Origin of the sequence: Rhodoferax sp. (genome assembly GCF_039922535.1) — a bacterium.
Lineage (GTDB): Bacteria > Pseudomonadota > Gammaproteobacteria > Burkholderiales > Burkholderiaceae_C > Rhodoferax_B.
On record NZ_JBDTEM010000106.1, the window covers coordinates 1 to 23,505 of the forward strand.

The 23,505-nt window shown below is 65.4% G+C and carries 24 protein-coding genes and 1 pseudogene; 9 read left to right on the forward strand and 16 right to left on the reverse strand.

From position 1 onward, the window contains the following. From ABI213_RS04830 to ABI213_RS04850, 5 genes and pseudogenes are all read right to left on the reverse strand, one after another. A pseudogene (locus ABI213_RS04830) lies at positions 1–202 on the reverse strand (branched-chain amino acid ABC transporter permease); the annotation flags it as partial. A gap of 13 nt (positions 203–215) precedes the next feature. After that, positions 216–1,067 (reverse strand): branched-chain amino acid ABC transporter permease, encoded by an 852-nt coding sequence (locus ABI213_RS04835; RefSeq protein WP_348005667.1) that lies wholly within the window; start codon positions 1,065–1,067, stop codon positions 216–218. Between the two features lie 29 nt (positions 1,068–1,096). Further along, entirely contained in the window at positions 1,097–1,879 is a 783-nt protein-coding gene (locus ABI213_RS04840) for an SDR family oxidoreductase (RefSeq protein ID WP_348005668.1), read from the reverse strand. Positions 1,880–2,125: 246 nt separating this feature from the next. After that, positions 2,126–3,841 (reverse strand): FAD-dependent oxidoreductase, encoded by a 1,716-nt coding sequence (locus ABI213_RS04845; RefSeq protein ID WP_348005669.1) that lies wholly within the window; start codon positions 3,839–3,841, stop codon positions 2,126–2,128. Between the two features lies 1 nt (position 3,842). After that, positions 3,843–4,637, reverse strand: a complete 795-nt coding sequence (locus ABI213_RS04850; protein WP_348005670.1) for a ThiF family adenylyltransferase — start codon at positions 4,635–4,637, stop codon at positions 3,843–3,845. Positions 4,638–4,760: 123 nt separating this feature from the next. On the opposite strand from ABI213_RS04850, the gene ABI213_RS04855 reads away from it, so the two are divergent. The 4 genes from ABI213_RS04855 to ABI213_RS04870 all read left to right on the forward strand — a co-directional run bounded on the left by ABI213_RS04855 (position 4,761) and on the right by ABI213_RS04870 (position 8,771). Then, positions 4,761–5,579: an IclR family transcriptional regulator gene (locus ABI213_RS04855; protein WP_348005671.1), complete on the forward strand. Its 819-nt coding sequence runs from the start codon at positions 4,761–4,763 to the stop codon at positions 5,577–5,579. Between the two features lie 2 nt (positions 5,580–5,581). After that, a complete protein-coding gene (locus ABI213_RS04860; protein WP_348005672.1) occupies positions 5,582–7,270 on the forward strand; it encodes an FAD-dependent oxidoreductase in 1,689 nt (562 codons plus the stop codon). Between the two features lie 68 nt (positions 7,271–7,338). Then, positions 7,339–7,965, forward strand: a complete 627-nt coding sequence (locus tag ABI213_RS04865) for an NIPSNAP family protein (protein ID WP_348005673.1) — start codon at positions 7,339–7,341, stop codon at positions 7,963–7,965. A 2-nt stretch (positions 7,966–7,967) separates the two neighbouring features. Beyond that, positions 7,968–8,771, forward strand: coding sequence for a sugar phosphate isomerase/epimerase (locus ABI213_RS04870; protein ID WP_348005674.1), 804 nt, complete (start codon positions 7,968–7,970; stop codon positions 8,769–8,771). A 54-nt stretch (positions 8,772–8,825) separates the two neighbouring features. On the opposite strand, the gene ABI213_RS04875 is transcribed toward ABI213_RS04870, so the two are convergent. Genes ABI213_RS04875 through ABI213_RS04885 form a run of 3 tightly spaced genes read right to left on the reverse strand, consistent with a single transcriptional unit; the run spans position 8,826 to position 11,684 of the window. Further along, positions 8,826–9,158, reverse strand: coding sequence for an NIPSNAP family protein (locus ABI213_RS04875; protein WP_348005675.1), 333 nt, complete (start codon positions 9,156–9,158; stop codon positions 8,826–8,828). Continuing rightward, positions 9,155–10,861, reverse strand: coding sequence for an FAD-dependent oxidoreductase (locus ABI213_RS04880; RefSeq protein WP_348005676.1), 1,707 nt, complete (start codon positions 10,859–10,861; stop codon positions 9,155–9,157). Before ABI213_RS04880 ends, ABI213_RS04875 begins: the two co-directional genes overlap by 4 nt. A 10-nt stretch (positions 10,862–10,871) precedes the next feature. After that, complete coding sequence (locus ABI213_RS04885; RefSeq protein ID WP_348005677.1) at positions 10,872–11,684, reverse strand: SDR family oxidoreductase; 813 nt, start codon at positions 11,682–11,684, stop codon at positions 10,872–10,874. A gap of 110 nt (positions 11,685–11,794) precedes the next feature. Between ABI213_RS04885 and ABI213_RS04890 the strand changes: the two genes are divergently transcribed. After that, complete coding sequence (locus ABI213_RS04890; protein WP_348005678.1) at positions 11,795–12,745, forward strand: helix-turn-helix domain-containing protein; 951 nt, start codon at positions 11,795–11,797, stop codon at positions 12,743–12,745. Here ABI213_RS04890 and ABI213_RS04895 read toward each other — a convergent pair. The 7 genes from ABI213_RS04895 to ABI213_RS04925 form a co-directional block, all read right to left on the reverse strand. Continuing rightward, a complete protein-coding gene (locus tag ABI213_RS04895) occupies positions 12,723–13,052 on the reverse strand; it encodes a hypothetical protein (protein WP_348005679.1) in 330 nt (109 codons plus the stop codon). The two genes, ABI213_RS04890 and ABI213_RS04895, sit on opposite strands and share 23 nt — an antisense overlap. Before the next feature lie 181 nt (positions 13,053–13,233). Continuing rightward, positions 13,234–13,893, reverse strand: a complete 660-nt coding sequence (locus ABI213_RS04900) for a DUF6629 family protein (RefSeq protein ID WP_348005680.1) — start codon at positions 13,891–13,893, stop codon at positions 13,234–13,236. A 17-nt stretch (positions 13,894–13,910) separates the two neighbouring features. After that, a complete protein-coding gene (locus tag ABI213_RS04905; RefSeq protein ID WP_348005681.1) occupies positions 13,911–14,486 on the reverse strand; it encodes an NAD(P)H-dependent oxidoreductase in 576 nt (191 codons plus the stop codon). Between the two features lie 16 nt (positions 14,487–14,502). Continuing rightward, on the reverse strand, positions 14,503–14,829 hold the full coding sequence (locus tag ABI213_RS04910; RefSeq protein ID WP_348005682.1) for a chaperone modulator CbpM: 327 nt from the start codon (positions 14,827–14,829) through the stop codon (positions 14,503–14,505). Beyond that, the gene (locus ABI213_RS04915) at positions 14,826–15,755 is read right to left on the reverse strand and encodes a DnaJ C-terminal domain-containing protein (RefSeq protein WP_348026269.1); all 930 of its coding nucleotides are present in this window, start codon (positions 15,753–15,755) and stop codon (positions 14,826–14,828) included. Before ABI213_RS04915 ends, ABI213_RS04910 begins: the two co-directional genes overlap by 4 nt. Positions 15,756–15,884: 129 nt before the next feature. Then, complete coding sequence (locus tag ABI213_RS04920; protein WP_348026271.1) at positions 15,885–17,096, reverse strand: MFS transporter; 1,212 nt, start codon at positions 17,094–17,096, stop codon at positions 15,885–15,887. 12 nt (positions 17,097–17,108) lie between these two features. Then, complete coding sequence (locus ABI213_RS04925) at positions 17,109–18,023, reverse strand: LysR family transcriptional regulator (protein ID WP_348006654.1); 915 nt, start codon at positions 18,021–18,023, stop codon at positions 17,109–17,111. Between the two features lie 98 nt (positions 18,024–18,121). Between ABI213_RS04925 and ABI213_RS04930 the strand changes: the two genes are divergently transcribed. Further along, entirely contained in the window at positions 18,122–18,583 is a 462-nt protein-coding gene (locus ABI213_RS04930; RefSeq protein ID WP_348006653.1) for a cyclophilin-like fold protein, read from the forward strand. A gap of 34 nt (positions 18,584–18,617) precedes the next feature. After that, positions 18,618–19,718, forward strand: coding sequence for an alpha/beta hydrolase (locus tag ABI213_RS04935; RefSeq protein ID WP_348006652.1), 1,101 nt, complete (start codon positions 18,618–18,620; stop codon positions 19,716–19,718). Positions 19,719–19,805: 87 nt separating this feature from the next. On the opposite strand, the gene ABI213_RS04940 is transcribed toward ABI213_RS04935, so the two are convergent. Continuing rightward, positions 19,806–20,678: an AraC family transcriptional regulator gene (locus ABI213_RS04940; RefSeq protein WP_348006651.1), complete on the reverse strand. Its 873-nt coding sequence runs from the start codon at positions 20,676–20,678 to the stop codon at positions 19,806–19,808. Positions 20,679–20,806: 128 nt separating this feature from the next. Between ABI213_RS04940 and ABI213_RS04945 the strand changes: the two genes are divergently transcribed. Both ABI213_RS04945 and ABI213_RS04950 read left to right on the forward strand, forming a co-directional pair. Beyond that, on the forward strand, positions 20,807–21,805 hold the full coding sequence (locus ABI213_RS04945; RefSeq protein ID WP_348006650.1) for a Gfo/Idh/MocA family oxidoreductase: 999 nt from the start codon (positions 20,807–20,809) through the stop codon (positions 21,803–21,805). Positions 21,806–21,810: 5 nt separating this feature from the next. Then, on the forward strand, positions 21,811–23,319 hold the full coding sequence (locus ABI213_RS04950; protein WP_348006649.1) for a GMC family oxidoreductase: 1,509 nt from the start codon (positions 21,811–21,813) through the stop codon (positions 23,317–23,319). Positions 23,320–23,505 lie beyond the last annotated feature (186 nt).

Consider the following 23,505-nt stretch of genomic DNA (forward strand, 5'->3'; position numbering starts at 1 on the left):
CCGCCGCACCAAAAAACAGTGCGTGGCCGAAGCTGACCATGCCGTTTTGCCGCAGCAGCAGGCCCACGCCGCTGGCAAATACGGCGTAGATGATGGCCTGCGTCAGCAGCGACAAAATGGTGCCCGAACTGACCGAGGCCGCCACCACGGCCCCCAAAACCAATGCGCCTACAGTGGAAAATGCGATACGTTGGATAGACATGTTGAACTCCTCTTCACGTCCGGCTGCCGGCAAAGCCTGCAGGCTTCCAGACCAGCACGGCGACCATGATCACGAAGGGCAGCACCGCCGACAGGTCGGGCAGGTACACCGCACCCATGGCCTGCACCATGCCCAGCACCATGGCCGCCACGAAGGCCCCCACCAGCGAGCCCAGCCCGCCGACCACCACCACCACGAAGGAATCGATGATCACGTCGCTGCTCATGGATGGCGACAGCGACAGAAACGGTGCGGCCACCACCCCGGCCAGCCCGGCCAGCGCGGTGCCCAGGCCGACTACCCCGGCGCTGAGCACATCGGTGTTCACCCCCTGCATGGCGGTCGTGGTGGGGTCGGTGCTGGCGGCCCGCACAAACAGGCCGACTTTGGAGTAGCGCAGCCACAGACTCAGGCCCAGCGCTACCAATGCACCCACGGCAATCACCGCCAGCCGGTAGGCCGGAACCGGCGTGCCCAGCAGGTCGATCGAAGTGTTCAGCGCCTCGGGCGTCGCCACCGATAGATTGCTTTTGCCCCAGACGCTTTGTACAAAGTCTTCGATGATTAGCAGCAGACCGAAGGTCACTAGCACCACGCTGAGCGGGTCGCGGTCTTGCAGCAGGCGAAAGCCATAGCGGTCCAGCAGCACGCCAAACAGCGCCATCACCGCCGGGGCCGCCACCAGCGCCACCCAGAAGTTGCTGTGGCTGGCGATGGAATAGCCCAGGTAGGCCCCCAGCATGTACAGGGAGCCGTGCGCAAAGTTCACCACCCGGCGCAGGCCGTAGATCAAGGCCAGGCCGGAGCACATCACGATCAGCAGTGCGCCGTAGACCAGGCCGTTGAAAAGATTGATAGCCAACATTTTTTTGTCTCCTTCAGTTGAAATAGGCGCTAAACAGGCAGCGGTGCCAACGCCGATGCCGTGCCACCAAAAGCCGTCCAGCCGCCGTCTACCGGCAGCACGGCACCAGTGATGTAGCTGGCCTGGGGCGATGCCAGAAAGGCGATGGCCTCGGCGATCTCGCTGGGCTCCGCCATGCGGCCCAGCGGCGTGCGGTGGGCAATGCCCGGTAGGTCGATGGCACCCTGGCGGCCCAGCTCGGCCACCAGGGCCGTGCGCACGTAGCCAGGGGCCACGGCGTTGACCCGGATACCGTTGCGTGCCCACTCGCTGGCCATGGCGCGTGTCATGCCCAGCACGCCGGCCTTGGCCGCGCTGTAGGCATTGCGGGCAGGCAGGCCGGTGCTGCTGGCGATCGAGCCCAGGTTGACGATGGCACGGTGGCCGCTGCCCTGCAGCATGGTTTTGGCCACCGCCTGGCTGACCAGAAATGTGCCGCGCAGGTGTACATCTAGCACCCGGTCAAAGGCCTCGATGTCTTGCGCCACCGTGGGGCCGGTCTGGTCGCCAATGCCGGCGTTGTTGACCAGCACCGCGATGCGTCCCAGCGTGCGGGCTGCCGCAATGGCGGCGTCCACACTGGTGGGCTGGGTCACGTCGCAACCTAGGCCCAAATGCCCGGGGCCCAGCTCGGCTGCGCGGGCTTCGGCAGCTTGCGCCCGCAGGTCCAGCAGTGCGATCCGGTAGCCACTGGTGGCCAATTTTTGCGCCGTGGCCCAGCCGATGCCGTCGGCGGCACCGGTGACGATGGCGACCATAGGAAGGGTGTCCATGCTTCAGGCCAGCGCAGCAGGATTTAAAGAAAAAGAGCCTACAGCGCATATGGCACCTTCGCTGGCAGCTCCTATATTGATAGTAATCGGGGATTTCATGTTGGTCTCCTCACTCGGTGTTAGAACGTGCGGTATCTGCCGCCCTCTGTCAAAAGCAGCTGAATTTTGTTTTGTAGGGGGCTTTAAACCACCAACGATTCGGGCCATGAACAGGACATTTCCTGCATGGCCCGACAGGGGTTTTCCCTAGGCGAAAGTGCGTACCGATGCGTGCTGCGCGGCCAGATAGGCGAACACCACGCCCGGTCCCAGCGTGATGCCGGGCGCGGTGTAGACCCCGCCCATGATGCTGTGCATGTCGTTGCCCACGGCGTACAGGCCGGGGATGGGCGTGTGGTCTTCGCCCAGTACCCGGGCATCGCCGTCGGTGGCAAAACCGGTGGACGCGCCGATGTCGCCGGGGTAGAGCCGCACGGCATAAAACGGGGCTTCTCGAAGCGGGCCCAGGTTGGGGTTTTTGCCGCCCGCGCTGAGGTCGCCCATGTTCTGCGAATAGGCGGTGCTGCCACGCTGGAAGTCCGGGTCGATACCGGTTTCGGCGTAGGTGTTGATCTTCGCGACGCTGGCCTGCAGGCGCGCTGCAGGCATGCCGAGCTGGTCCGCTAACGCGTCCAAGGTGTCGGCCTGGACCAGGTAGCCATCGGCCAAAAAGGGTTTCAGTCCCTTGCCGCCGGGACGCACCATGCCCATGCCGTACTGGCGCAGGGCCCGCGCATCGCACACCAGGTAGGTGGCCATATGGGCTTGCTGTTGCAGGGCCAGCGCGAACAGGTGGTAGGAGGTGCTTTCGTTCACAAAGCGGTCGCCTACCTGGTTTACGGTCAGCATGCCAGGTTTGGCCCGGTCCATCATGAAGTGTGGGAACACGGCGGTGCTGCCATCGGCCCGCTGCCGCTTGGAAACCGGTGCCCAGAAAGCTGGGCTCAACCCCGTCTGGCCGTAGTGCGCACCGGCGCGCTGTGCCAGGTCGTGGGCTTCACCGGTGTGGCCAGGTGCGGCCGGGCACCATTCGGTGGCGATGCCGGGCAGCAGGTCCTGGCGCAATTGCGGGTGGCGGTTGAAGCCGCCGCTGGCCAGCACCAGGCCCTTGCGCACGGCCACCGTGCGGCGCTGGCCGTCTTGCAGCAGCGTAAGGGACTGGATGCCGTCGGCGTTGCGCTCAATCTTTTGCACCGAGGTCTGCAGGGCCAGAGTCACGTTCGCGTGCTGTGACAGCGAATGTAGCAGCCGCCCCACCAGCGCATTGCCCATCACCAGCCGGGTGCCGCGCGGGTGGCGCAGCCGGTCGGATGCATGGCGTGCCAGCAGCTTGACAGCGTGCTTGAAGGACTGGAAGTTTTTACCCAGCGCCAGCAGGTGGTGGATGTCGGACCGGTCCACCATCATGCCGCCCAGCACGGTGAATTCGGGGATCGGTGGGCGGACAAGGGGAAACAGCGCGCCCAGCCGACGGCCATCAAACGGCAGGGGCTCCAGCGCCCGGCCATTCAGGGTGGAGCCGCCCAGGTCAGAGAGGTAGTCGGGGTGCTTGGGGTAGGCGCGGTAGTGCACTTCGGACCGGGTCTCCAGCACCTCCAGCGCCTGTGCGCCATGGTCCAGAAAAGTCTGCCGCAGCGCCGCCGGGCTGCGCTCGCCCACGGCATTGTCCAGGTAGCGCTGGGCATCTGCCAGCGTGTCGGTGGGGTTGACGCTGGCCGCGTGCCGGGTGCCTGGAATCCAGGTGGTGCCGCCCGACCATGCTGTGGTGCCGCCCACGTGTTCGGTGCGCTCTACCAGCAGCACCTGCTGGCCTTCCAATGCCGCGAACAGGGCGGTCGCCATACCCGCGCCGCCCGCGCCGACCACCACCAGGTCGTAGCGGCTGGACTCCGGCAGGGCGCTTAAGGAGGAAAGTACCTGCATCTCACTTTTCCAGCAGGAAGTCCACCATCAGGTCGCGCACCCGGGCAAACATGTGCGCGCCGGTCATGGTGCCGCAGCCCTTGGCACGGGCAGCGGCGACCAGTGGCGTGATGGCGGGCGCGGTGATCACGCAGCCGACAAACATGCTGCCGGTGATCTTCTCTGCGTCCAGTGGAAACGGGTCGTTGGGCTGCATGCCCACGGGCGTGGCGTTGAGCACGATGTCAAAACCCGTGGGATCGCCACTGCCGTGGGTCACGGCGCAGCGGCCCAGGCCCGCCAGGCGATCGACCAGGGTGGTGCGGCGGGTGGCGTCGGCATCAAAGATGGCCAGTTCGCGCACACCCGCCATCAGCAGCGCGTGGGCAATGGCCGAGCCCGCGCCGCCTGCGCCGACCAACAGGGCTTTTTGTCCCTCGGGCTGGCAGCCGTTGTCTTGCAAGGCGGACACAAAACCCAGGCCGTCAAACATGTCGCCGTGCCAGGTGCCGTCGGTGTTGCGGCGCATGGTGTTGACGGTGTGCAAAAAGGCGGCGCGGTCCGACGTGGTGGCGCACAGGTCATGGCAGGCAAATTTGTGCGGCACGGTGACGATGATGCCGTCCACGTTTTGCGCCAGCGACACACCGGCCACCCAGTCGGTCAATTTGGCGGGCGACACATGGGCGGGCATGACAAAGGCGTTGTGGCCGCGGTCATGGTAGGCCTGGGTGACACCGGCGGGCGATTGGACCTGGGCAATCGGGTCGCCCACGATGAAGTGGACACGGGTGGCACCGTTCAGGCGTTCGGACATGGAGAAGTCTCAAGTGGTTGAATGTGGCGAAATCATAGTCAAAAATGGAATTGTATTCAAGTATTGAATTAAATTCTGATTTTGACTACAATTCGCAGCATCGATGCATCCGAGAGAAACACTATGAACGGCGTACTAGAACGAACTTTGGCCATCCTGGAGCTGTTGTCCCAGCACGGCGGTGGCCTGGAGCTGGCCGCCATTGCCGACCGGCTCGACATCCCCCGCAGCGCCGTGCACCGCCTGCTGGTGGACCTGGCGCGCTGCGGCTATGTGCGCCAGACGCGTGACCACGGTGATTACCTGTTGACCACCAAGCTGGTATCCATGGGACTGAGCTTTTTGAGCAATACCGGTATCGTCGACATTGCCCAGCCGCTGCTCGACCGGCTGGCCGAAATCTCGGGCGAGCTGGTGCGACTGGCCGTGGTGGACGGCAACCGCCTGACCTGGGTGGCCCGCGCCCAGGGTGCCCGCCAGGGCCTGCGCTACGACCCCGACATGGGCAGCGATGCGCGCATTTCCTGCTCGTCCTCCGGCCTGGCCTGGTTGTCTACCATGGCCGACGACGATGCCCTGGCCCTGGTGGCCCAGCAAGGGGTCGGTCCGGTGGAAGATTTTGGCCCCAACGCGCCCAAGACGTTGCAAGAGGTGATGGTGCAGGTGCAGGCCACCCGCGCGCGCGGCTACAGCCTGACGCAAGAAACCTACACCCCGGGCCTGAACGCCATGGCCGCCCCGGTGCACCTGGCCGGCCAGGCCCTGGGCACCATCAGCATCGCCGGGCCGTCGGCCCGCTTCACGCTGGAGCGCATGCAGGCCCTGGGGGGTGATCTGGTGTCGCTGGCGGCGCAACTGGCGGCTGCCAGCGGGGCCTCGCCGTTTTTCAACCAGCCGCGTGCGAACGCAGCGGCGGGCCTGCGGAAAATTTACGCATCTTGACCATGGCTGCCACTGAACACACCGACCTGTTGGTCATCGGCTCTGGCGCGGGCGGCCTGTCCGCCGCCGTCACCGCCGCCCATTTGGGTTTGAAGGTGTTGGTAGTCGAAAAAGAGCCGCAGTACGGCGGCACCACCGCCTGGTCGGGCGGGTGGATGTGGATTCCGCGCAACCCGCTGGCGGTGGGTGCGGGCATCGTGGAGGACATCGCCACGCCCACCGCCTACCTGCAACAGGAGCTGGGCGCACAGTTCGATGCGGCGCGGGTACAGGCCTTTTTGGAGGCTGGGCCGCGCATGGTGGAGTTCTTTCGCAGCCAGACCGCGCTGCAGTTCATCGACGGCAATGGCGTGCCCGACTTCCATGGCCGCAATCCGCATGCGGCGCTGGGCGGGCGCTCGATGTGCGCCGCGCCTTTTGACGGTCGCCGCCTGGGGGCCCACATCGCGCAGCTCAAACCGCCGTTGTCCGAGACCACGCTGTGGGGCATGGGCATTGCCTCCGGGGTTGAGTTGCGGCATTTCTTCAACGCGCTGCGCAAGCCCGCCTCGCTGTGGTTTGTGACCCAGAAAGTGCTACGCCACTTTGGCGACCTGCTGCGCTACCGGCGCGGCATGCGGCTGGTCAACGGCAATGCGCTGGTGGCCGGGCTAGCGGCATCGGCCTTTGCCCAGGGTGTGGACATCCGCACCAGCAGCCCGGCGCAGCGTTTGCTGACCGAGCACGGCCAGGTGGTGGGCGCAGTGGTGGGCGGCTTGGAAATACGGGCCCGCTGCGGCGTGGTGCTGGCCTGCGGTGGTTTTCCGCATGACGTGGCACGCAAAAAAGCGTTGCTGCCGCACGCACCTACCGGGCAAGAGCATTGGTCCGCCGCCTCGCGGGGCAACACCGGTGACGGCCTGCGCCTGGGCGAAGCCGTGGGCGGCCAGGTGGCGCTTGACGCGGTGCAGGCGGCGGCGCTGGCCCCGGTGTCACTGGTGCCGCGTGCCGATGGCAGCCATGCGCACTTTCCGCACCTGGTGGAGCGCGCCAAGCCGGGGCTGATCGCGGTGACCGCCGCAGGCCAGCGCTTCACCAACGAGGCCGATTCCTACTACGACTTTGTCAGCAGCCTGCTGGCCGCCACGCCCGCCGGTGCGTCCGCCCAGGCCTGGCTGGTCTGCGACCACACCTTTATCCGCCACTATGGTTTGGGGGCGGTCAAACCGGCTCCCATCCCCATGGGCGCAATGCTGCGTAACGGCTACCTGCGGCGCGGCCACACCCTGGCCGAACTGGCCCTGGCCTGCGGCATCGATGCCGCTGCTCTGCAGGCCACGGTGGCGCGCTACAACCAGCAGGCGCTGACCGGCGTGGACGCCGATTTCGGCAAAGGCGAAACCCCCTACAACCAAGTGCAGGGCGACGCGGCCAGCGGCTATCCCAACCCCTGCATGGCTCCACTGGAGCGCGGCCCGTTCTACGCCGTCAAGGTGGTGCCCGGCAGCCTGGGCACCTTCGCCGGGCTGCGCACCAACGCCAGCGCCCAGGTGCTGGACGCGCAACACCAGCCCATCCCCGGCCTGTACGCGGGCGGCAACGACATGCACAGCGTGATGGGCGGCACCTACCCCAGCGGCGGCATCACCCTGGGCCCGGCCATGACTTTCGGCTTTATTGCCGCCCACCATGCTGCAGGCAAAGATTTATAAAAAATCGGCCTCCAGCGCATATCCCGCTAGCGCAAGCAGCTCTTTATTCAATAGCAAAAGGAACATTCATGTACTACGAACTCGCCACCATGACCCTGCCGTTCGGCACCGCCGCACAGGCCGCCACCCACGTGCAGGCCTATACCAGCGGACCCGAAGCCCAGGGCGAACTGCTGGCCTGCTGGTTTACCGACATCGGCCAGCTCAACCAGATGATCGTGCTGCGTGGCTTTGCCGATCTGGCCAGCCTGCAGGCCGAGCGTGATCGCACGCAAAAAAGCGCCAACCCGTTTGGCTGCGGCAGCATTTTCCAAACGCTGGAACAGCACAGCTACCAGGGCTTTCCGTGGATGAAGCCGGTGCGCCCCTCGGCCGAATCCGGCATCACCGGCCCGGTGTACGAAATCCGCACCTACGGCATCAAAACCGGCGGCGTGCAGGCCACCATCGACCTGTGGGAGCAGTACGTGCCCCCGCGCGAAGCCCTGTCGCCTTGCCTGGTCGCGATGGTGGCGCTGGACGGCCCCCTGCGTTTTACCAACATCTGGTCCTACGCCAGCCTGAACGCCCGCAGCCAGGCCCGTGCCGATGCCGTCGCCCAAGGCATCTGGCCCCCCAAAGGCGGCCCGGCGCACTTGACGACGAACATGGTGTCCACCATCGCCCTACCTACCGCCGTGTCACCGTTGAAATAAGCATGCGCCGCTACTCACTCGCTTACCTGACCGCGGCCAGCCTGTCCGTGCCGCAGATGCTGGCGGCTGCCGCCCAACTGGGCTACCAGACCGTGGGCCTGCGCCTGCACCCCAACGCGCCCGGTGCCCAGCACCAGCCGCTGCTGGGCGACGCCGCCATCCTGCGCGAAGCCCTGGCGGTGCAGCGCGATACCGGCGTCGGCGTGTTCGACTTGGAAATCATCCGCCTGGCCGAAGGCTTTGACCCCGAGGTTTACCGCCCCCTGCTGGAAGCCGGTGCCGCCCTGGGGGCCAAGGCCGTGCTGGTGGCCGGTGACGACCTGGTGGAGTCCCGCCTGACCGACAGCTACGCCCGGCTCTGCGCCTTCATGCAGCCTTTTGGCATGACAGCCGACCTGGAATTCATGCCCTGGACCGCCGTGCCCAACGCCCAGGCAGCCTTGCGCATCGTCACCGCCGCCGGTCGCCCGGCCAACGCGGGCATTCTGGTCGACGCGCTGCACTTTGCCCGCTCCAGCAGCACGCTGGACGACCTGCGCGCCATTCCCCACCAATTACTGCACTACGCCCAGGCCTGTGATGCCGCCGACGGCACAGGTTTCAGCACGGAGCAGCTCATCCACACCGCGCGCTGCGAGCGGCTGCTACCGGGGGAGGGCGTGATCGACGTGGCCGCCATCTTCGCCGCGCTACCGGGGGATTTGCCGGTCAGCGTGGAAGTTCCCAACCATGTGCGGGCACCCTTGGTCGGGGACGTGGCGTGGTCGCGGTTGGCGTTGGTGGCCACGCGGGAAATTTGTGGATAAAGGGCTGCAGGTGCATATGGAACCTACACTAGTAGCTAGTATTTAAATAGCAATTCATGCCTGCAGTGGTAAATCCACCGCCCGCACCAGCCGCGTCTCCTGCGCCGTGATCAGGTGCCCGGATGCCGCCAGGTAGGCCCCGAAGTCCGGGTGGGTATCCCGCGCGTGGCAGCGGCGTTCGTAGTCGGCTAGGTCGTCGTAGGCCCACAGGTGCACAAACTGGTTTTGCGGGCCGACTAGGCTGGTGTAGAAGCCCAACGGGTGGCCTAGCGTTTCCACCAAGATGGGCATGGCCAGCCGATTGAACACCTCCAGAAACTCCGGCATCTTGCGCAGCGCAATGGTGTAGGTGCGGTGGTCGATCAGCGGCTTGGTATTCGCGCTCATGCGCTGGCTCCAGCCTGGTCGGCGATGTGGTTGGCAGTGATGAAGCCAAAGGTCATGTTCGGCCCGTGGGTGATGCCCGCGCCGGGGTAGTTGCCGCCCATCACGCTGGCGCGGTCGTTGCCCACGGCGTACAGACCGGGAATCGCCGAGCCGTCACGTTGGAGCACCTCGCCCACTACGCTGGTCTGGATGCCGTCAAAGGTGCCCAGGTCGCCCATGACCACTTTGAGGGCATAGAACGGGCCGGTTTGCACCGGGGCCACGCAGGGGTTGGGCTGGTGGTCCGGGTCGGCCAGGTAGCGGTTGAAGCGGGTGCTGCCGCGGTGGAAAGCCGGGTCTTGGCCGTGGACGGCTCCGACGTTGTAGGCGCGCACGGTCTGCTCCAGCCCGGCGGGGTCGATACCGGCGTTGGCGGCCAGTTCGGCCAGGGTCTTGCCCTTGGCCAGGTAGCCGCTGCGCACGTGGCCGCCCAGCGGCATGGGGGCGGGTTTGGCATAGCCCAGGCCGTATTGGGCGATGGTGGTTTTGTCGCAAATGAGCCACATGGCGGTTTCCCGCTCGCCCGCGCAGGCGCGCACCAGGGCGGCACCCACGTCGTGGTACGAGTTCGATTCGTTGGTGAAACGCTGGCCGTTGCGCAACACGCCGATGATGCCGGGCTTGTAGCGGTCCAGCAGGTGCGGGAACACGCCAAAGCTGCCGTCGCGGTAGGGCACGCGCGAGACCGGCATCCAAGCGGCGCTGTCCTCGAAGCGGATGTCCACGTTGGCACCGAGTTTTTCTGCCATGGCCACACCGTCACCGGTATTGCCTAAAGGGGTGGGCGACAGATGCTCGCCACCGCGCCGCACATGCGGATAGGCCTTGGCGATGCGCTGCACGTCCTGCGGAAAGCCGCCGCAGGCCAGCACGACGCCGTGGCGGGCGGTGATGTTGCGCGGGCCGTCTGCGCTGTTCACCAGTACGCCCGTGGCACTGCCGTTTTGCATGGTCACTTCGCGCACCGGGCTGTTGGTCAGGATGGGAATGCCCAGGTCCAGCGCCGACTGGGCCAGGCGTGCCGCCAGCGCGTTGCCACTGGTGACCTGGATGCCGCGTCCGTACTGTGCCAGCTCTTTCAGGTGGGTGACCAGGCGTTTGGCCACGTAGACGAAGGAGGTGAGTGACTTGGTGGCCCGGAAGAAGTGCTTCAGGTCGGCGTTGGACGAGTTGAACATCATGCCGATGAAGGTGATGGTTTTCAGCGGCGGCTTCAGGCGGGCCATGTCCTTGCCCAGGCCCCGGATGTCGTAGGGTGCGGCCAGGATGGAGCGGCCCAGGTCCACGCCACCGGGCGCGTCGGGGTGGTAGTCGGGGTACATCGTGGGGATGAACTGGGTGGCGGTTTCGCGCTCGAAGAATTCCACCATCTTCGGGCCGTGGGCCAGAAAGGCTTCTACCGCCGCTGCGTCGTAGAACTTGCCGGTTTCCTGCTGCATGTAGGTGCGTACCGCCTCCAGGGTGTCGGCCGGATTTTGCTGGCGGCCATGCGGGCCCAGGGGAATCCACAGCACGCCGCCCGACAAAGCGGTGGTGCCGCCAAAGACGGGTTCTTTCTCCAGCACCACCACGTCCAGGCCACGCTTGCGGGCGGTGATGGCGGTGGCCAGGCCGGCTGCGCCGGAGCCGACGACGATGAGGTCGCATTCAAGGGGATAGGACATTTTTTAATTCTCAGGTGGCGTTGAAACCGGGGCGGGGCACCATGTCCATCAGCATGGAGGTCATGCCGCCGTCCACAGTAATTTCGGCGGCGTTGACGTAGGCGGCGCGCGGGCTGGCCAGGAACAGTGCTACATCGGCAATGTCCTGCGGCTCGCCGACCCGGCGGCTGGCGGTGACGGCGGCGCGCTTGGCTTCAAAGCCGGGTTCTTCGTAGAACTTGGCCGACAGCGCGGTGCGCACCATGCCGGGGCAGACCGCATTGCTGCGCACGCCCTGGGGGCCCCATTCCACCGCCAGTTGGCGCGACAGCAGCAGCACCCCGGCCTTGCTGGCGCTGTAGGCACCGCTCTGGGTTTGCGGGGTCAGGCCCGAGACCGAGGCCACGTGCACCAGGCTGCCGCGCCCGGCCTGGCGCATCTGCGCTCCGAAGGCACGGGCGCACAGCAGATAGCCAGTGAGGTTGACGGCCAGCACGGCGTTCCAGTCGTCCAGGCTCACATCGGCCAGACCCCCGGCGCGCAGTAGGCCCGCGTTGTTGATCAGGGCGTAGGCGGGGCCCCAGGCGGCGTGCACGCGCTGGGCGGCAGCCTGCACGCTGGCCTCAGACGCTACATCGCAGGCCACAGCCAGAGCCGATGCGCCCTGGGCAGTGAGTGCGTTGGCGATCTGTTCGCAGCCTGCCAGGTCGCGGTCGAGCAGTGCCACCCGGGCACCGGCCTGGGCCAGGCTGCGGGCGATGGCGGCGCCAATGCCGCTGGCGGCACCGGTCACGGCGCAGACCTGGCCGTCGAGTTGCAGCCAGTGGCGGGGGGTGTCGGGCATGCGTGTCTTTCGTGTTATTGGAAGACCTGATTGTTCAAATACCGGGCAAATACCAGTTTGACAATTCACGCGAAAACCCAGACAGTTCGTGCATCTTTCAGGGGAACTATGTGGCAACCAGGGTTATCCCGAATTACGCGCTGTACGGCGACCAGGCCGCGCCGGGCTGGCAAAACTCGTTCGATTTCGAGTGGATTCCGCAGCGCTCCCGGCCCTATAACTGGGAAATCCGGCCCCACAAGCACGACGCTTTCATCCAGATCCTGTACCTGGTGCAGGGCCAGGCCGAGGTGTTGCTAGACAACGCCAAGTTTGCCGTCAGCGCGCCGTGCCTGTTGTTGATTCCCGCACAAACCGTGCATGCTTTCAGCTTCTCGGATGACATGGACGGGCCGGTGGTCACGGCGGCGCAGCGGCCCCTGGAGTCGCTGGTGGGCGCGGCCATGCCGGGGCTGCTGCCGACCATCCGCAAGCCCGCCATCATCACGCTGGACGACAGCAGCGGCCATGCGGCCCTGCTGATGCCCTTGTTTTTGTCGCTGGAGCGCGAGGCGCATCTGTTGTCGGCCGGGCAGGTGAATGCGGGCATGGCACTGGTGGCCGCTGTGTGCGTGCAGGTGGCGCGGCTGGCCCAGGTGCAGCAGGCTGCGCGGGCGCACGGCAACCCACGCAAGGCGGCACAGATTGAGAAATTCCGCGCCATGGTGGATGCGCGCTTCAAGCAGCATCTGCCCATCACCGCCTACGCCGAGCAGTTGGGCATCACCCCCGGCCAGCTGTCGCGTTTGTGCCGCGAGGTGCTGGGCATGTCCAGCCTGGATGTCATCAACGCCCGGCTGGTGCACGAAGCCCAGCGCGACTTGGTCTACACCAGCAACAGTATTCAGCAGTTGGCAGACAGCCTGGGCTTTGCCGACGAAACCTACTTTGGACGCTTCTTTCGCAAGCACACAGGCCTGAGCCCGCGCGCTTTCCGCTTAAAGGCGCTGGAGGACATGCTGGTACCCGAGAGCACAGGTCCTGTCCCCGGCAACTCGGCTAGCCCCACCACTTCAGCGTAGAAGTGGAATTCTGGCTGCGAAATTTCAGTTGGGGAAATTTGCGGCGATGCAAGCCGAAAATTGTGCTCCAGAACGAATACCGTGGTCGGGGCCGCACCCCCAGCGCGGCGTAGCCTCTGGCCGTCAGTCCGCGCGCAATGGCGTACATGGGCGGGCGGCTGGGGTATTTGGTGAGTGCGGGTGGGCCGATGTCGGCATCGACCAAACCGTTGTTTTTGAGTGTGACCAACCAGCCCACCTCTACTGGGTTGTTGATGTAGGTATCACCATCGTACTGCGACAGTTCTTTCAGAAAATGTAAGGACATAGGGACTCCGGAAGCTATGTCCTATTGCACACCCTAGGGGGCAAATGCCGTGTAGGACAAGTCCGCCGGGGGGGCTTCATGGCCATCCCTTGTGGGCGTATGCCGCTGCTGTGCGGACCGGGAAGTTTCTAGCGATTTAGGTCGCTGGCGTTTGTTGTATCTGCGCAGGAGGCTATTTTTTTTATAGTGAAATGGATGCTCTGACGATGCTGCGCCGGGGGAAGTGCAGCAACACGATGCCGCTCAAAATGGCCGCAAAAAAGCACCACACCGAAATGAACCAGGTGGTGTAGATCGTGTAGGCGGCGATGAACGATGCGGTGGCCACCACGCCAAATAGCCATACGGCCCGCTGGCTGGACAGTAATGGGCTGGCGCAGGTGCTCAGTAGGTAGAGCCCGCTGGCGGCCAGCACATGGAAGTGCGGAAAGATATAGACGATGTGCTGGCCGCTGACCTGGGCTACCACCCGCAGCCGCAACAGGTAATAGAGCAAGAACAAGCCCGCCACCGTGCCCGCCAGTGCCACACCCGCCTGCAGCTTGCGTCGCCAGGGCACGGTTTCCATCAACAGCACCGCCACCGGCACATAGATGGGCCAGAGCACCTGCGAGAACAGCGAATACGATTGCGTCAAGGCAACGTTCAGGCACGGCGCTTTGTCCGCAAAGGTGAGCCACAAAGCCCCTTCCAGCAGTTGCTGGATGCTAAACAGTACCGGGATCAATGCATACGGCAGATCCCGGTGCCGCTGTGCCCCGCAGGCGCGCTGTGCTGCCACCGAGCCCATGGCCAGCAACACGGCCCCAGCCGTGAAGCTGGCGGTGGCAGAGAAGCACATGCGGGGCCGTTCGGGTTCTACCGGGATGCCATGGTGGTGATGGTGCTGGACTGCTTTTGCACCCAGGCCACAAAGTGGTCCATCCAGCCCTGTAGGAATTCCAGGCTGTCCGCACCGATGTTGCCGTGTGCGTCCAACAGGCCGGGTTTCGCTTGGATGAAGGCCTCGGGCTGGTCCATGGTGGGCGCGTCCAGGTAGGCCAGGATGTTGCGCAGATGCTGTTGCGCCAACGCCGTGCCAATGGCCCCCACCGACACCCCCAGCACCCCGGTGGGCTTGCCCGCCCAGGCGTTGTGGCCGTAGGGGCGGGATGCGTGGTCGATGGCGTTTTTGAGAACGCCGGGAATGGAGCGGTTGTATTCGGGGGTGACGAACAGCAGGCCTTGCGAGGCTGCAATGTCTTGCTTTAAACGGATCACCGACTCGGCTTGGTGTGCATCGTCGTCCTGGTTGTACAGCGGCAGGTCGCCGATTTGCAGCAGCTTGAACGAGAAGTTGGACGGTGCCAGCCGGATGATGGCCTGGGCCAACTGGTGGTTAAGCGAGTCTTTGCGCAGGCTGCCGACAACCACTGCGATTTGGTAATGTTGCATATTGCTCTCCAAAAGTTCAGGCGAAGTGGGCGGGTACCAAGGCCTGCAGCGATTTCACCTGGCGCTCTAAAGCTTCGATGCGGTTCAGGTGGCCCAGCAGCAGGGCGACAGAGAACAGGTCCAGGTCAAAGTCGCTGCGCAGCTTGCCTGCGGTGCGCAGCGGGGTGACCCATTCGGCGCTGAAGGCGGGCGGCTGGGTGGCCGGTTGCAGCGGCACCAAAGCGCTGTACTCCACCAGTTCCTGCAGATCGTCCGTGCCCATGCCGCAGCAGTGGGATAGCTCGTCCAGCGTCATGGTTTCGCTGGCATCCAGCCAGACCCATTCAATAAGCGTGAGGTTCATGGGGTCTCCTTGGCGGTGTGGGCGGCGTGACGTGTGTGGGGGCGCGGGTTGAAGTGCGAGATGCGCGACAGCTCCAGGTACAGCGCCCGTTCTTGCTCAGACGGCGTGGCGGCCACGTCGATGTGTACCAGCGCATACAGGTCGCCATGCCCGCCCTTGCCCTGGGCCAGGCCCCGGCCTCGCAGGCGCAGCTTGCGCCCCGCGCGGGTGCCTGCGGGCACGGTCAGCAGCACCGGGCCGTCCAGGGTGGGTACTTCGATCTCCGCGCCCAGCGTGGCCTCCCATGGGGCCAGCGCCAGGTCAAAGTACAGGTCGTGGTGGTCGGCGCGGAACAGCGCGTGCGGGGCCAGCGTGATGTGCAGGTAGATGTCGCCATCGGGCCCACCGTTGCGGCCCTTGCCGCCTTTGCCGCGCAGCCGCAGCTTCTGGCCCTCGCGGGTGCCGGGCGGAATCGTCACTTCCAGCATGCGCGTGCCACCGACATCGGCCAGGTCCAGGTTGAGCGTGGTGCCACGGTGCGCGTCTTCCAGGTTGAGCGACACGGTGTTTTCATAGTCTCGGCCCGGGGTGGCCACCGGGCCGTGGGCGGCTCCGCGCTGGCCTCGGCCCATCGCAGCCAGCAGTTCGGCCAGGTCCAAGTCGTCGAACGAGTGCGCATCGGCCGCATGTTCGTGGCGCCATTGCGGCGGCGGGGCAAATTCTTCGCCCACCGGGCGGCGGCCCAGTGCGTCGTAGGCGGCGCGTTTTTCGGGGTCTTTGAGGGTGGCGTAGGCCTCGGCGGCTTCTTTGAAGCGGGCCTCGGCATCGGCGGCCTTGGACACGTCGGGGTGGGTTTGGCGCGCCAGCTTGCGGTAGGCCTTTTTGATCTGGTCCAGGCTGGCATCGCGCGGCAGGTCCAGCGTGGCGTAGTAGTCCTTGTATTGCATGCGGGGGCCTTTGGTTGAATGCGCGGCCTCACCGTACGGGCGCTGGGGGGCAAAGTCTGTGCGGTGCAGCACATAGCGGGTGCACCAGTCCATCATGGCCGGATATGCGCCACCCCGGTCTGATCTACATCAAGGTATGCGTACAGAAGCCCGCCATGCGGCCCACGCCAACGCCGCAGATCCGGTCAGCAGCAGGGCACCCAGCGCAAACGTGCTCCACCAACCCACGGCATCGAACAAGGCCCCGCCCAAGCCTGCGCCCAGGGTGATGGCCAACTGGATGGTGGCCACCATCAGGCCGCCACCGGCTTCGGCGTCCTGCGGCAGCGTCTTGCTCAACCACACGCCCCAGGCCACCGGGGCGGCGGTGCCCACCAGGCCCCAGCCCAGCAGCAGCACGGCCACCGCTGTTGCCGAGCTGCCCAGGGCGATGAGCAGCACGGCCATCGCCGCCATCGCCAGCGGAATCAGCGCCAGGTAGGTAAACAAACGCGCCTCCAGCAACACGCCCACGATGATCGTGCCCAGCAGCCCGCTGGCACCCATGAGCAAGAGCATCAGGGACAGCGTGGAAATGCCCACGCCGGTGACTGTTTCCAGGAATGGCCGCAAATAAGTGAACACCGCGAACTGCCCCATGAACAGCAGCATCAAGGCCGCCATGCCCCAGGCCACCGCGGGCCGCAGCAGCAGAACGAAAGGATTGGCCGATGGATTACCCGCTGCGGTGCGCGGGCCGCCAGGCAGCGACGGCATGCCGGTCCATTGCCAGGCGAACGCGGCTATTGCCAACGGAATCACCGCAGAAAATGCGCCCCGCCATCCCACAAACTGGCCCAAAAAGCTACCCAGCGGGGCGGCGATGGTGGCGGCCAGCGCATTGCCGCCATTGATGAGGGCCAAAGCCTTCGGCACGGCCTGTGCGGGCACCAGCCGCATGATGGTGGCCGTGGACATGGACCAGAAGCCGCCGATGGCCACGCCCAACAGCGCACGGCCCAGCATGAACACCGTGTCGTTGGTCGCCGATGCCACGGCGATGCCCGAGAAGGTGAGCAGCGCCGTAAAGCACAGCAAAACCCGCCGTCTGTCAAACCGCCCGGTCAACGGCGCGTTCAGCAAGCTGGTGAGCACGGCAAAAATGCCCGAGATGGAAATCGCCTGCCCGGCACGGCCTTCTGACATGGCGAGGTCGTGCGCAATCGGGGTCAGCAAACTCACCGGCATGAATTCAGACGCGATCAGCACAAAAACGCCCAGTGCCAGCGACAAAACAGCACCCCATTCGGGGCGGACAATGGCTTGGGCATGGTGCCCGGTAGGCAGATGGACAGTGTTCATGGGGAGTTCAACTCAGCGCCGCTTGGGTTTGGCCACGCTGGACAAGCGCAGCGCATCCAGCACCAGCGAGAACGCGGGGGATGACTGGCGGCGGCTGGGGTAGTACAAAAAATAGCCCGCAAACGGCGGACACCAATCTTCCAGCACGCGCATCAAGTTGCCTTGTGCGATGTGCGGCGCGAACTCTTCTTCGGGCAAATACGCCACACCCAGCCCGGCCAGCGCAGCCGCCACCACATGGGGCGTGGTGTTGACCACCACCTGGCCGTCCACCCGCACATTCAGCGGCTGGCCCTGGTGCTCGAAATCCCAGGCGGAGATGCCGCTCTGCAGCGAATAGCGGATGTTGATACAGCTGTGCGCTATCAGGTCGCGCGGCGTTTTGGGTTTGGGATGGGTGGCGAAGTACGACGGTGCGGCCACGGCGGCCATGCGCAGCGGCGGGCCAATCGGCAGGGCCACCATGTCTTTGTCGATGGTGTCGCCCAGGCGCACACCGGCATCGAAGCGGTCGGCCACGATATCCCGAAAGCCGTAGTTCACATTGAACTCCACTTTTACATCCGGGTAGGCCAGCAGTAGGGGCGCCAGCTTGGGCAGCAGCGTGGTTTGCAGCACATGGTCGCCACTGGTAATGCGCACCGTGCCCGCAGGCTTGTCGCGCAGGTCGGTCAGTGCATCCAGCTCGGCCTCGATCTCGTCGAAGCGGTGGCCAATGGCCTGCACCAGCCGCTCGCCCGCTGCAGTGGGCGACACGCTGCGGGTGGTGCGCGTCAGCAGGCGGATGCGCAGCCGGGTTTCCAGCCCGGCGATGGCCTGGCTGATGGCCGATGGGGTGACCCCCAGCGTCGCCGCCGCCAGCGTAAAGCTGCCCTCACGCGCCACCGTGACAAAGGCCAGTAAATCGTTGAGGTTGCGTCGTGCCATGCAGCGAGTGTGACCGAAAGATTGCTTAGTAAATCTAATAGACCATGTAAGCATTCATTATCTAGTCAGCGTCTGGCATGGCCGCGAAAATTCTCGCCATGCAAGCAACCCACACCACTCCCGATGGCAAAACCCTCAAGCTGCGCAGCGCGGCGCTGTGGATCTTTGCCTTGTTCACTACGTCTGTTTTTGCCCAGGAGCTGCCCATGAAGATCCGCCTGCACGTCAATGGCGATGTGGCCGCCGCCACCCTAGCCGACAACGCCACCGCCCACGACTTTGCGGCACTGCTGCCACTCACCATCAGTTTGCGCGACTTTGCCAAGGTCGAGCGCATTGGCGATCTGCCGCGCAAGCTGTCCACCGTCGGCGCACCCGCGGGCCTGGACCCGGTGATAGGCGACATCGCCTACTACGCGCCGTTGAACCACCTGGTGGTCTTTGCGGGTGACAACGTCTATGCCAGCGGGCTGGTGCGCATGGGCCGGGTCGATACCGGCCTGGCCGCGCTGCAACGCCCCGGGCCGCTGCAAGTGCGCATCGAACGCATGCCGAACTGAGCGCCCCTATCCATTTTTTAACCGGAGTTTTTACATGCACACACTATTCAGTCAGAACGCGACCACCGATCGGCGCGATTTCTTGGTCAAAACCGGCACCGGCTTGGCCGCCCTGGGCGCGCTGTCCGTAGGTGGGGCTTTCGCAGCCGATGCGCCTGCCGTGCCCGACCTGTCCAATGGGGCAGACAACTTCTACACCAGCGACCGGGTCACGGTGCAAAAGGTCCGCTTCAAAAACCAGTACCAGATGACCATGGCGGGCAACCTGTTCACGCCCAAGAACCTGGACCGCGGCAAGAAAACGGCGGCCCTGGTGGTCGGCCACCCCATGGGCGCGGTGAAGGAGCAAAGCGCGAACCTGTACGCCACCAAAATGGCCGAACAGGGCTTTGTGACCTTGTCGCTGGATTTGGCTTTTTGGGGTGAGAGCGACGGCCAGCCCCGCAACGCGGTGGCCCCCGACATGTACGCCGAGAGCTTTAGCGCGGCGGTGGACTTTCTGGGCTCGCAACCCTTTGTAGACCGGCAAAAGATCGGTGCTATCGGCGTGTGCGGCAGCGGCAGCTTTGTCATCAGCGCGGCCAAAATCGACCCGCGCATGAAAGCCATTGCAACGGTCAGCATGTACGACATGGGTGCCGCCAACCGAAACGCGCTTAACCATTCGCAAACCCTGGCGCAGCGCAAGACCCTCATTGCCGCGGCCGCGGAGCAGCGCTACGCCGAATTCGTCGGCGGCCCCGTGCAAGTTACCGGCGGCACCGAACATGTGCTGAACGACAAAACCCACCCCATCCAGCGCGAGTTTTATGACTTCTACCGTACGCCGCGTGGTGAATACACGCCCCCCGGTTCCACGCGCCTGCTGACCACCCACCCTACGCTGACCAGCAACGTCAAGTTCATGAACTTCTACCCGTTCAATGACATCGAGACGATTTCGCCGCGCCCCATGCTGTTCATTACCGGCGACAAAGCCCACTCCAAAGAGTTCAGCGAAGAGGCCTACCAACTCGCCGCCGAACCGAAGGAGCTGCACATCGTGCCCGGTGCAGGCCACGTCGATCTGTACGACCGCGTGAACCTGATTCCCTTTGACAAGCTCACCGCCTTCTTCCAGCGCACGCTGGGCTAAGAGCTATATAAAAAAGTGGCTCTGGCGCAGGTGCTACCTGCGCTGGTAGCTACATTAAATAGAGCAAATGGGTTGGCGGTTGGGGGCTTATCCACGGCCCCCGCCCGCATGGAAGCCGCGCCTAAACGCCAGCGGGGTCATGCCTTTCAGCGCCCTAAACTGCCGGGTGAAATAGCTCTGCTGACGGTAGCCGGTGGCCTCGGCGATTTGGGCGATGGGGCGGTCGCCGTCCAGCAGCAGGGCGCAGGCGTGGCCGATGCGTAGCTGTGCCAGGTAGCCGCTGACGGTGCTGCGGGTGCTGCGTTTGAAGGCGCGCTGCAGCTGGCTGGCGCTCATGGCCGCCAGGTCGGCCAGGGTTTCCAGGCGAATGGGCTCGGCGTAATGTGCGTGCAGATGGGCCAGCACCCTGTCTAGCCGGGCGCGGTCGCGTGGGAGCTGCTCGCTGGCAAAGCCTTGCAGGGTCAGCAGTTGGCGCTGCCGGTCTGCCGCCAGCAGCAGCAACACGTCCACCAGGCCCAGCCAGCGCTGCGCCGGGGCCATCTCCACCAGCGCCAGCAGCCGGGGCAGCACGGCAGCCACGGTGTCCGGGCTGAAAGCCACGCCCCGGCGCGCGTCGGCCAGCAGCGGCACCAAGCTGTCCAGCTCGGGGTAGGGCTGGGTCAGGCCGTAAGCCCATTGCGGCTGGAACCACAGCACCAGGGCCCGGTGCGGCTGGGTAGGGTCTAGCGCCACGCGCGACTGCCAGGCGTGCGGCAGGTTGGGGCCGACCAGCACCAGGTCGGCATCGCCGTACTGCCCCACGTGGTCGCCCACGAAGCGCTGGCCGCTGCTGTTCAGCGTCAGGGTCAGCTCGAACTCGGGGTGGTAGTGCCAGTTGAACGGAAACGCGGGCAACTGCCGGTCAAACAGCGTCCACGATTGACCGCTGCTGCGGGTGACTTGTTCTAACCAGGGCTGCATGGCCGAATTATGCAATTGGCGCAGTACGGTGGATAGAGATACGGTAATAGTGCAAAAGCTTGCGATTTTTCTGCCAGCCTGGCCGCCGCATATTTTTAAACTTTGCTCCACAACACCAGGAGCACACGATGGAAAAAACACTAGGCTGGGGACTGATCGGTGCGAGCACCATCGCCCATGAATGGATGATCGACGCCATCCGTGCCCAGCCGGGCAACACCGTGGCCGCTGTGCTCAGCAGCAGCGCCCAGCGCGGTGCGGACTACGCAGCGGCGCACGGCATTGCAAAGTCTTACACCGCCCTCGACGCGCTGCTGGCCGACCCGGCGGTGGGCGCGGTCTACATCAGCACCACCAACGAACTGCACGCCGCCCAGGCCATCGCTGCCGCCGCTGCGGGCAAACACGTGCTGTGCGAAAAGCCGCTGGCCATGAACCTGGCCGACGGCCAGGCCATCGTGGCGGCCTGCCGTAACGCCGGGGTAGTGCTGGGCACCAACCACCACCTGCGCAATGCGGCCACGCACCAGGCGATGCGCGACCTGATCCGCAGCGGGTCCATCGGCACGCCGCTGTTTGCCCGCGTATTCCATGCCGTGCAGCTGCCCGCGCATCTGCAAGGCTGGCGGGTGAAGCAGGCCGACGCGGGCGGCGGCGTGGTGCTGGACATCACCGTGCACGATGCCGACACCCTGCGCTTTTTGCTGGATGCCGAGCCGGTAGAGGCCATTGCCATGACCCCCACCGCCGGGCCGCTGGCCGACGGTGTGATGGCCGTGCTGCGCTTTGACAACGGCGTGCTGGCGCAACTGCACGATGCCTTTAACGTGCCGCATGCGGGCACCGGCATCGAGATCCACGGCAGCCTGGGCTCCCTGGTGGGCCGCGACGTGATGACGCAGCGGCCCGTGGGCGAGGTGCGGCTGCGCACGGCCGAGGGCGAGCGCGTGGTGGCCGTGGAGCCGCACAACCTGTACGCCCATTCGCTGGCGGCCTTTAACCGGGCCGTGCTGGGGCAGGGCGCGCCTGCGGCCACGGGCGAAGACGGCCTGCGTTCGCTGGCCGCCGCGCTGGCGGTGCTGGAAGCGGCAAGTACCGGGCGTAGCACGCCGGTAGCCGCCGTCTGAACGCCATGGACGCAGACATCGTCATTATTGGCTCCGGCGTGGGCGGCGGGGCCATGGCGCGCAGCCTGGCCGCCACCAGTGCCCGCATTTTGATTCTGGAGCGCGGCGAACGCTTGCCACGCGAGCCGCAAAACACCGATGCCGAAGCCGTGTTTGCCCAGCGCCGCTACCGCGCCCCCGAGCGCTGGCTGGACGGCGCGGGCCAGCCCTTCCAGCCCGGCCAGTACTACACCGTGGGCGGCCACACCAAGTTTTACGGCACGGCCATGTTTCGCCTGCGCGAGCGTGACTTTGCGGCCACCGAACACGCCGACGGCACCTCGCCCGCCTGGCCCATCGCCTATGCCGATCTGGAGCCGTACTACGCCGAGGCCGAGCGCGTGTTTGGCGTGCACGGCCAGGCCGGGCGGGACCCGACCGAGCCGCCACGCTCCAGCGCATACCCGCACGCCGCCATCCCGCACGAGCCGCTGATAGCCACGCTGGCCGACAAATTAGCCGGGCAGGGCCTGCACCCCTTCCACATGCCGTCGGCGGTGGATTTGCACCCGGGCGGCAGCTGCGTGCGCTGTGGCACCTGCGACGCCTTTCCCTGCGCCGTAGGGGCCAAGGGCGATGCGGAAACTCGGCTCATCAACCCGGCGCTGCAGCACCCCAACGTCACCCTGCAAACCGGCAGCCAGGTGCTGCGCTTGGTGACCGATGCCCAGGGCAAGCGCATCGTGGCCGCCGAGGTGCTGCACCAGGGCCAGGTGCAAACCATCCGCGCGCCGCTGTTCATCCTGAGCGCCGGTGCCCTCAATTCGGCCCTGCTGTTGCAACGCTCGGCCAACGACCAGCACCCGCGCGGTTTGGCCAATAGTTCGGACAGCGTGGGCCGCTACTACATGAACCACAACACCAGCTGCCTGATGGGCATGCTGCCGTTGACCGAGAACACCACGCGCTTTACCAAAACCCTGGCGCTGAATGACTTCTACTTTGGTAGTGCCGCCGCGCCCGAAGCGCTGGGCCATATCCAGATGCTGGGCAACATCCAGGAGCCCATGGTGCGATCGGCCATGCCGCTGCTGCCGCGCTGGGCGGGCCGCCTGCTGACCCGCCACAGCGTGGACTGGCTGGCCATGTCCGAAGACTTGCCGCACCGGGACAGCACCATCCGCCCGCTGGCCGACGGCGGCGCGCAACTGCACTGGCAGCGCACCAACATGGCCACCCACGCCAGGCTGGTGGCGCGCACCAAGGCGCTGCTGCGCAGCCTGGGTTTCCCGGTGGTGTTGAGCCGCCCGTTTGGCATCGACACCCCGTCGCACCAATGCGGCACCGTGCGCATGGGCAGCGACCCGGCGCAGGCCGCGCTGGATGCGTGGTGCCGGTCCTACGACCATCCAAACCTGTTTGTGGTGGATGCCAGCTTTTTTCCGTCGTCTGCCGCGCTGAACCCGGCCCTCACCGTGGCCGCCCAGGGCCTGCGGGTAGGAGAATACGTGCGCAAACATTTAGCGACCTTTTAAAACCGGAGACATGGATGATCGACGCCGAAAAGACCCTGCTGCAAGAACTGCTGCGCCAGGAAGAGACCCTGCAATTCAGCCGCTTTTCCAGCGACATCGCCCTGAACCTGGGCCTGGGTATCGTGAACGCGGCGCGGCAAGCCGGGCAGGCGGTGCTGGTGGACATCCGCTGTGGCGACCTGCAGC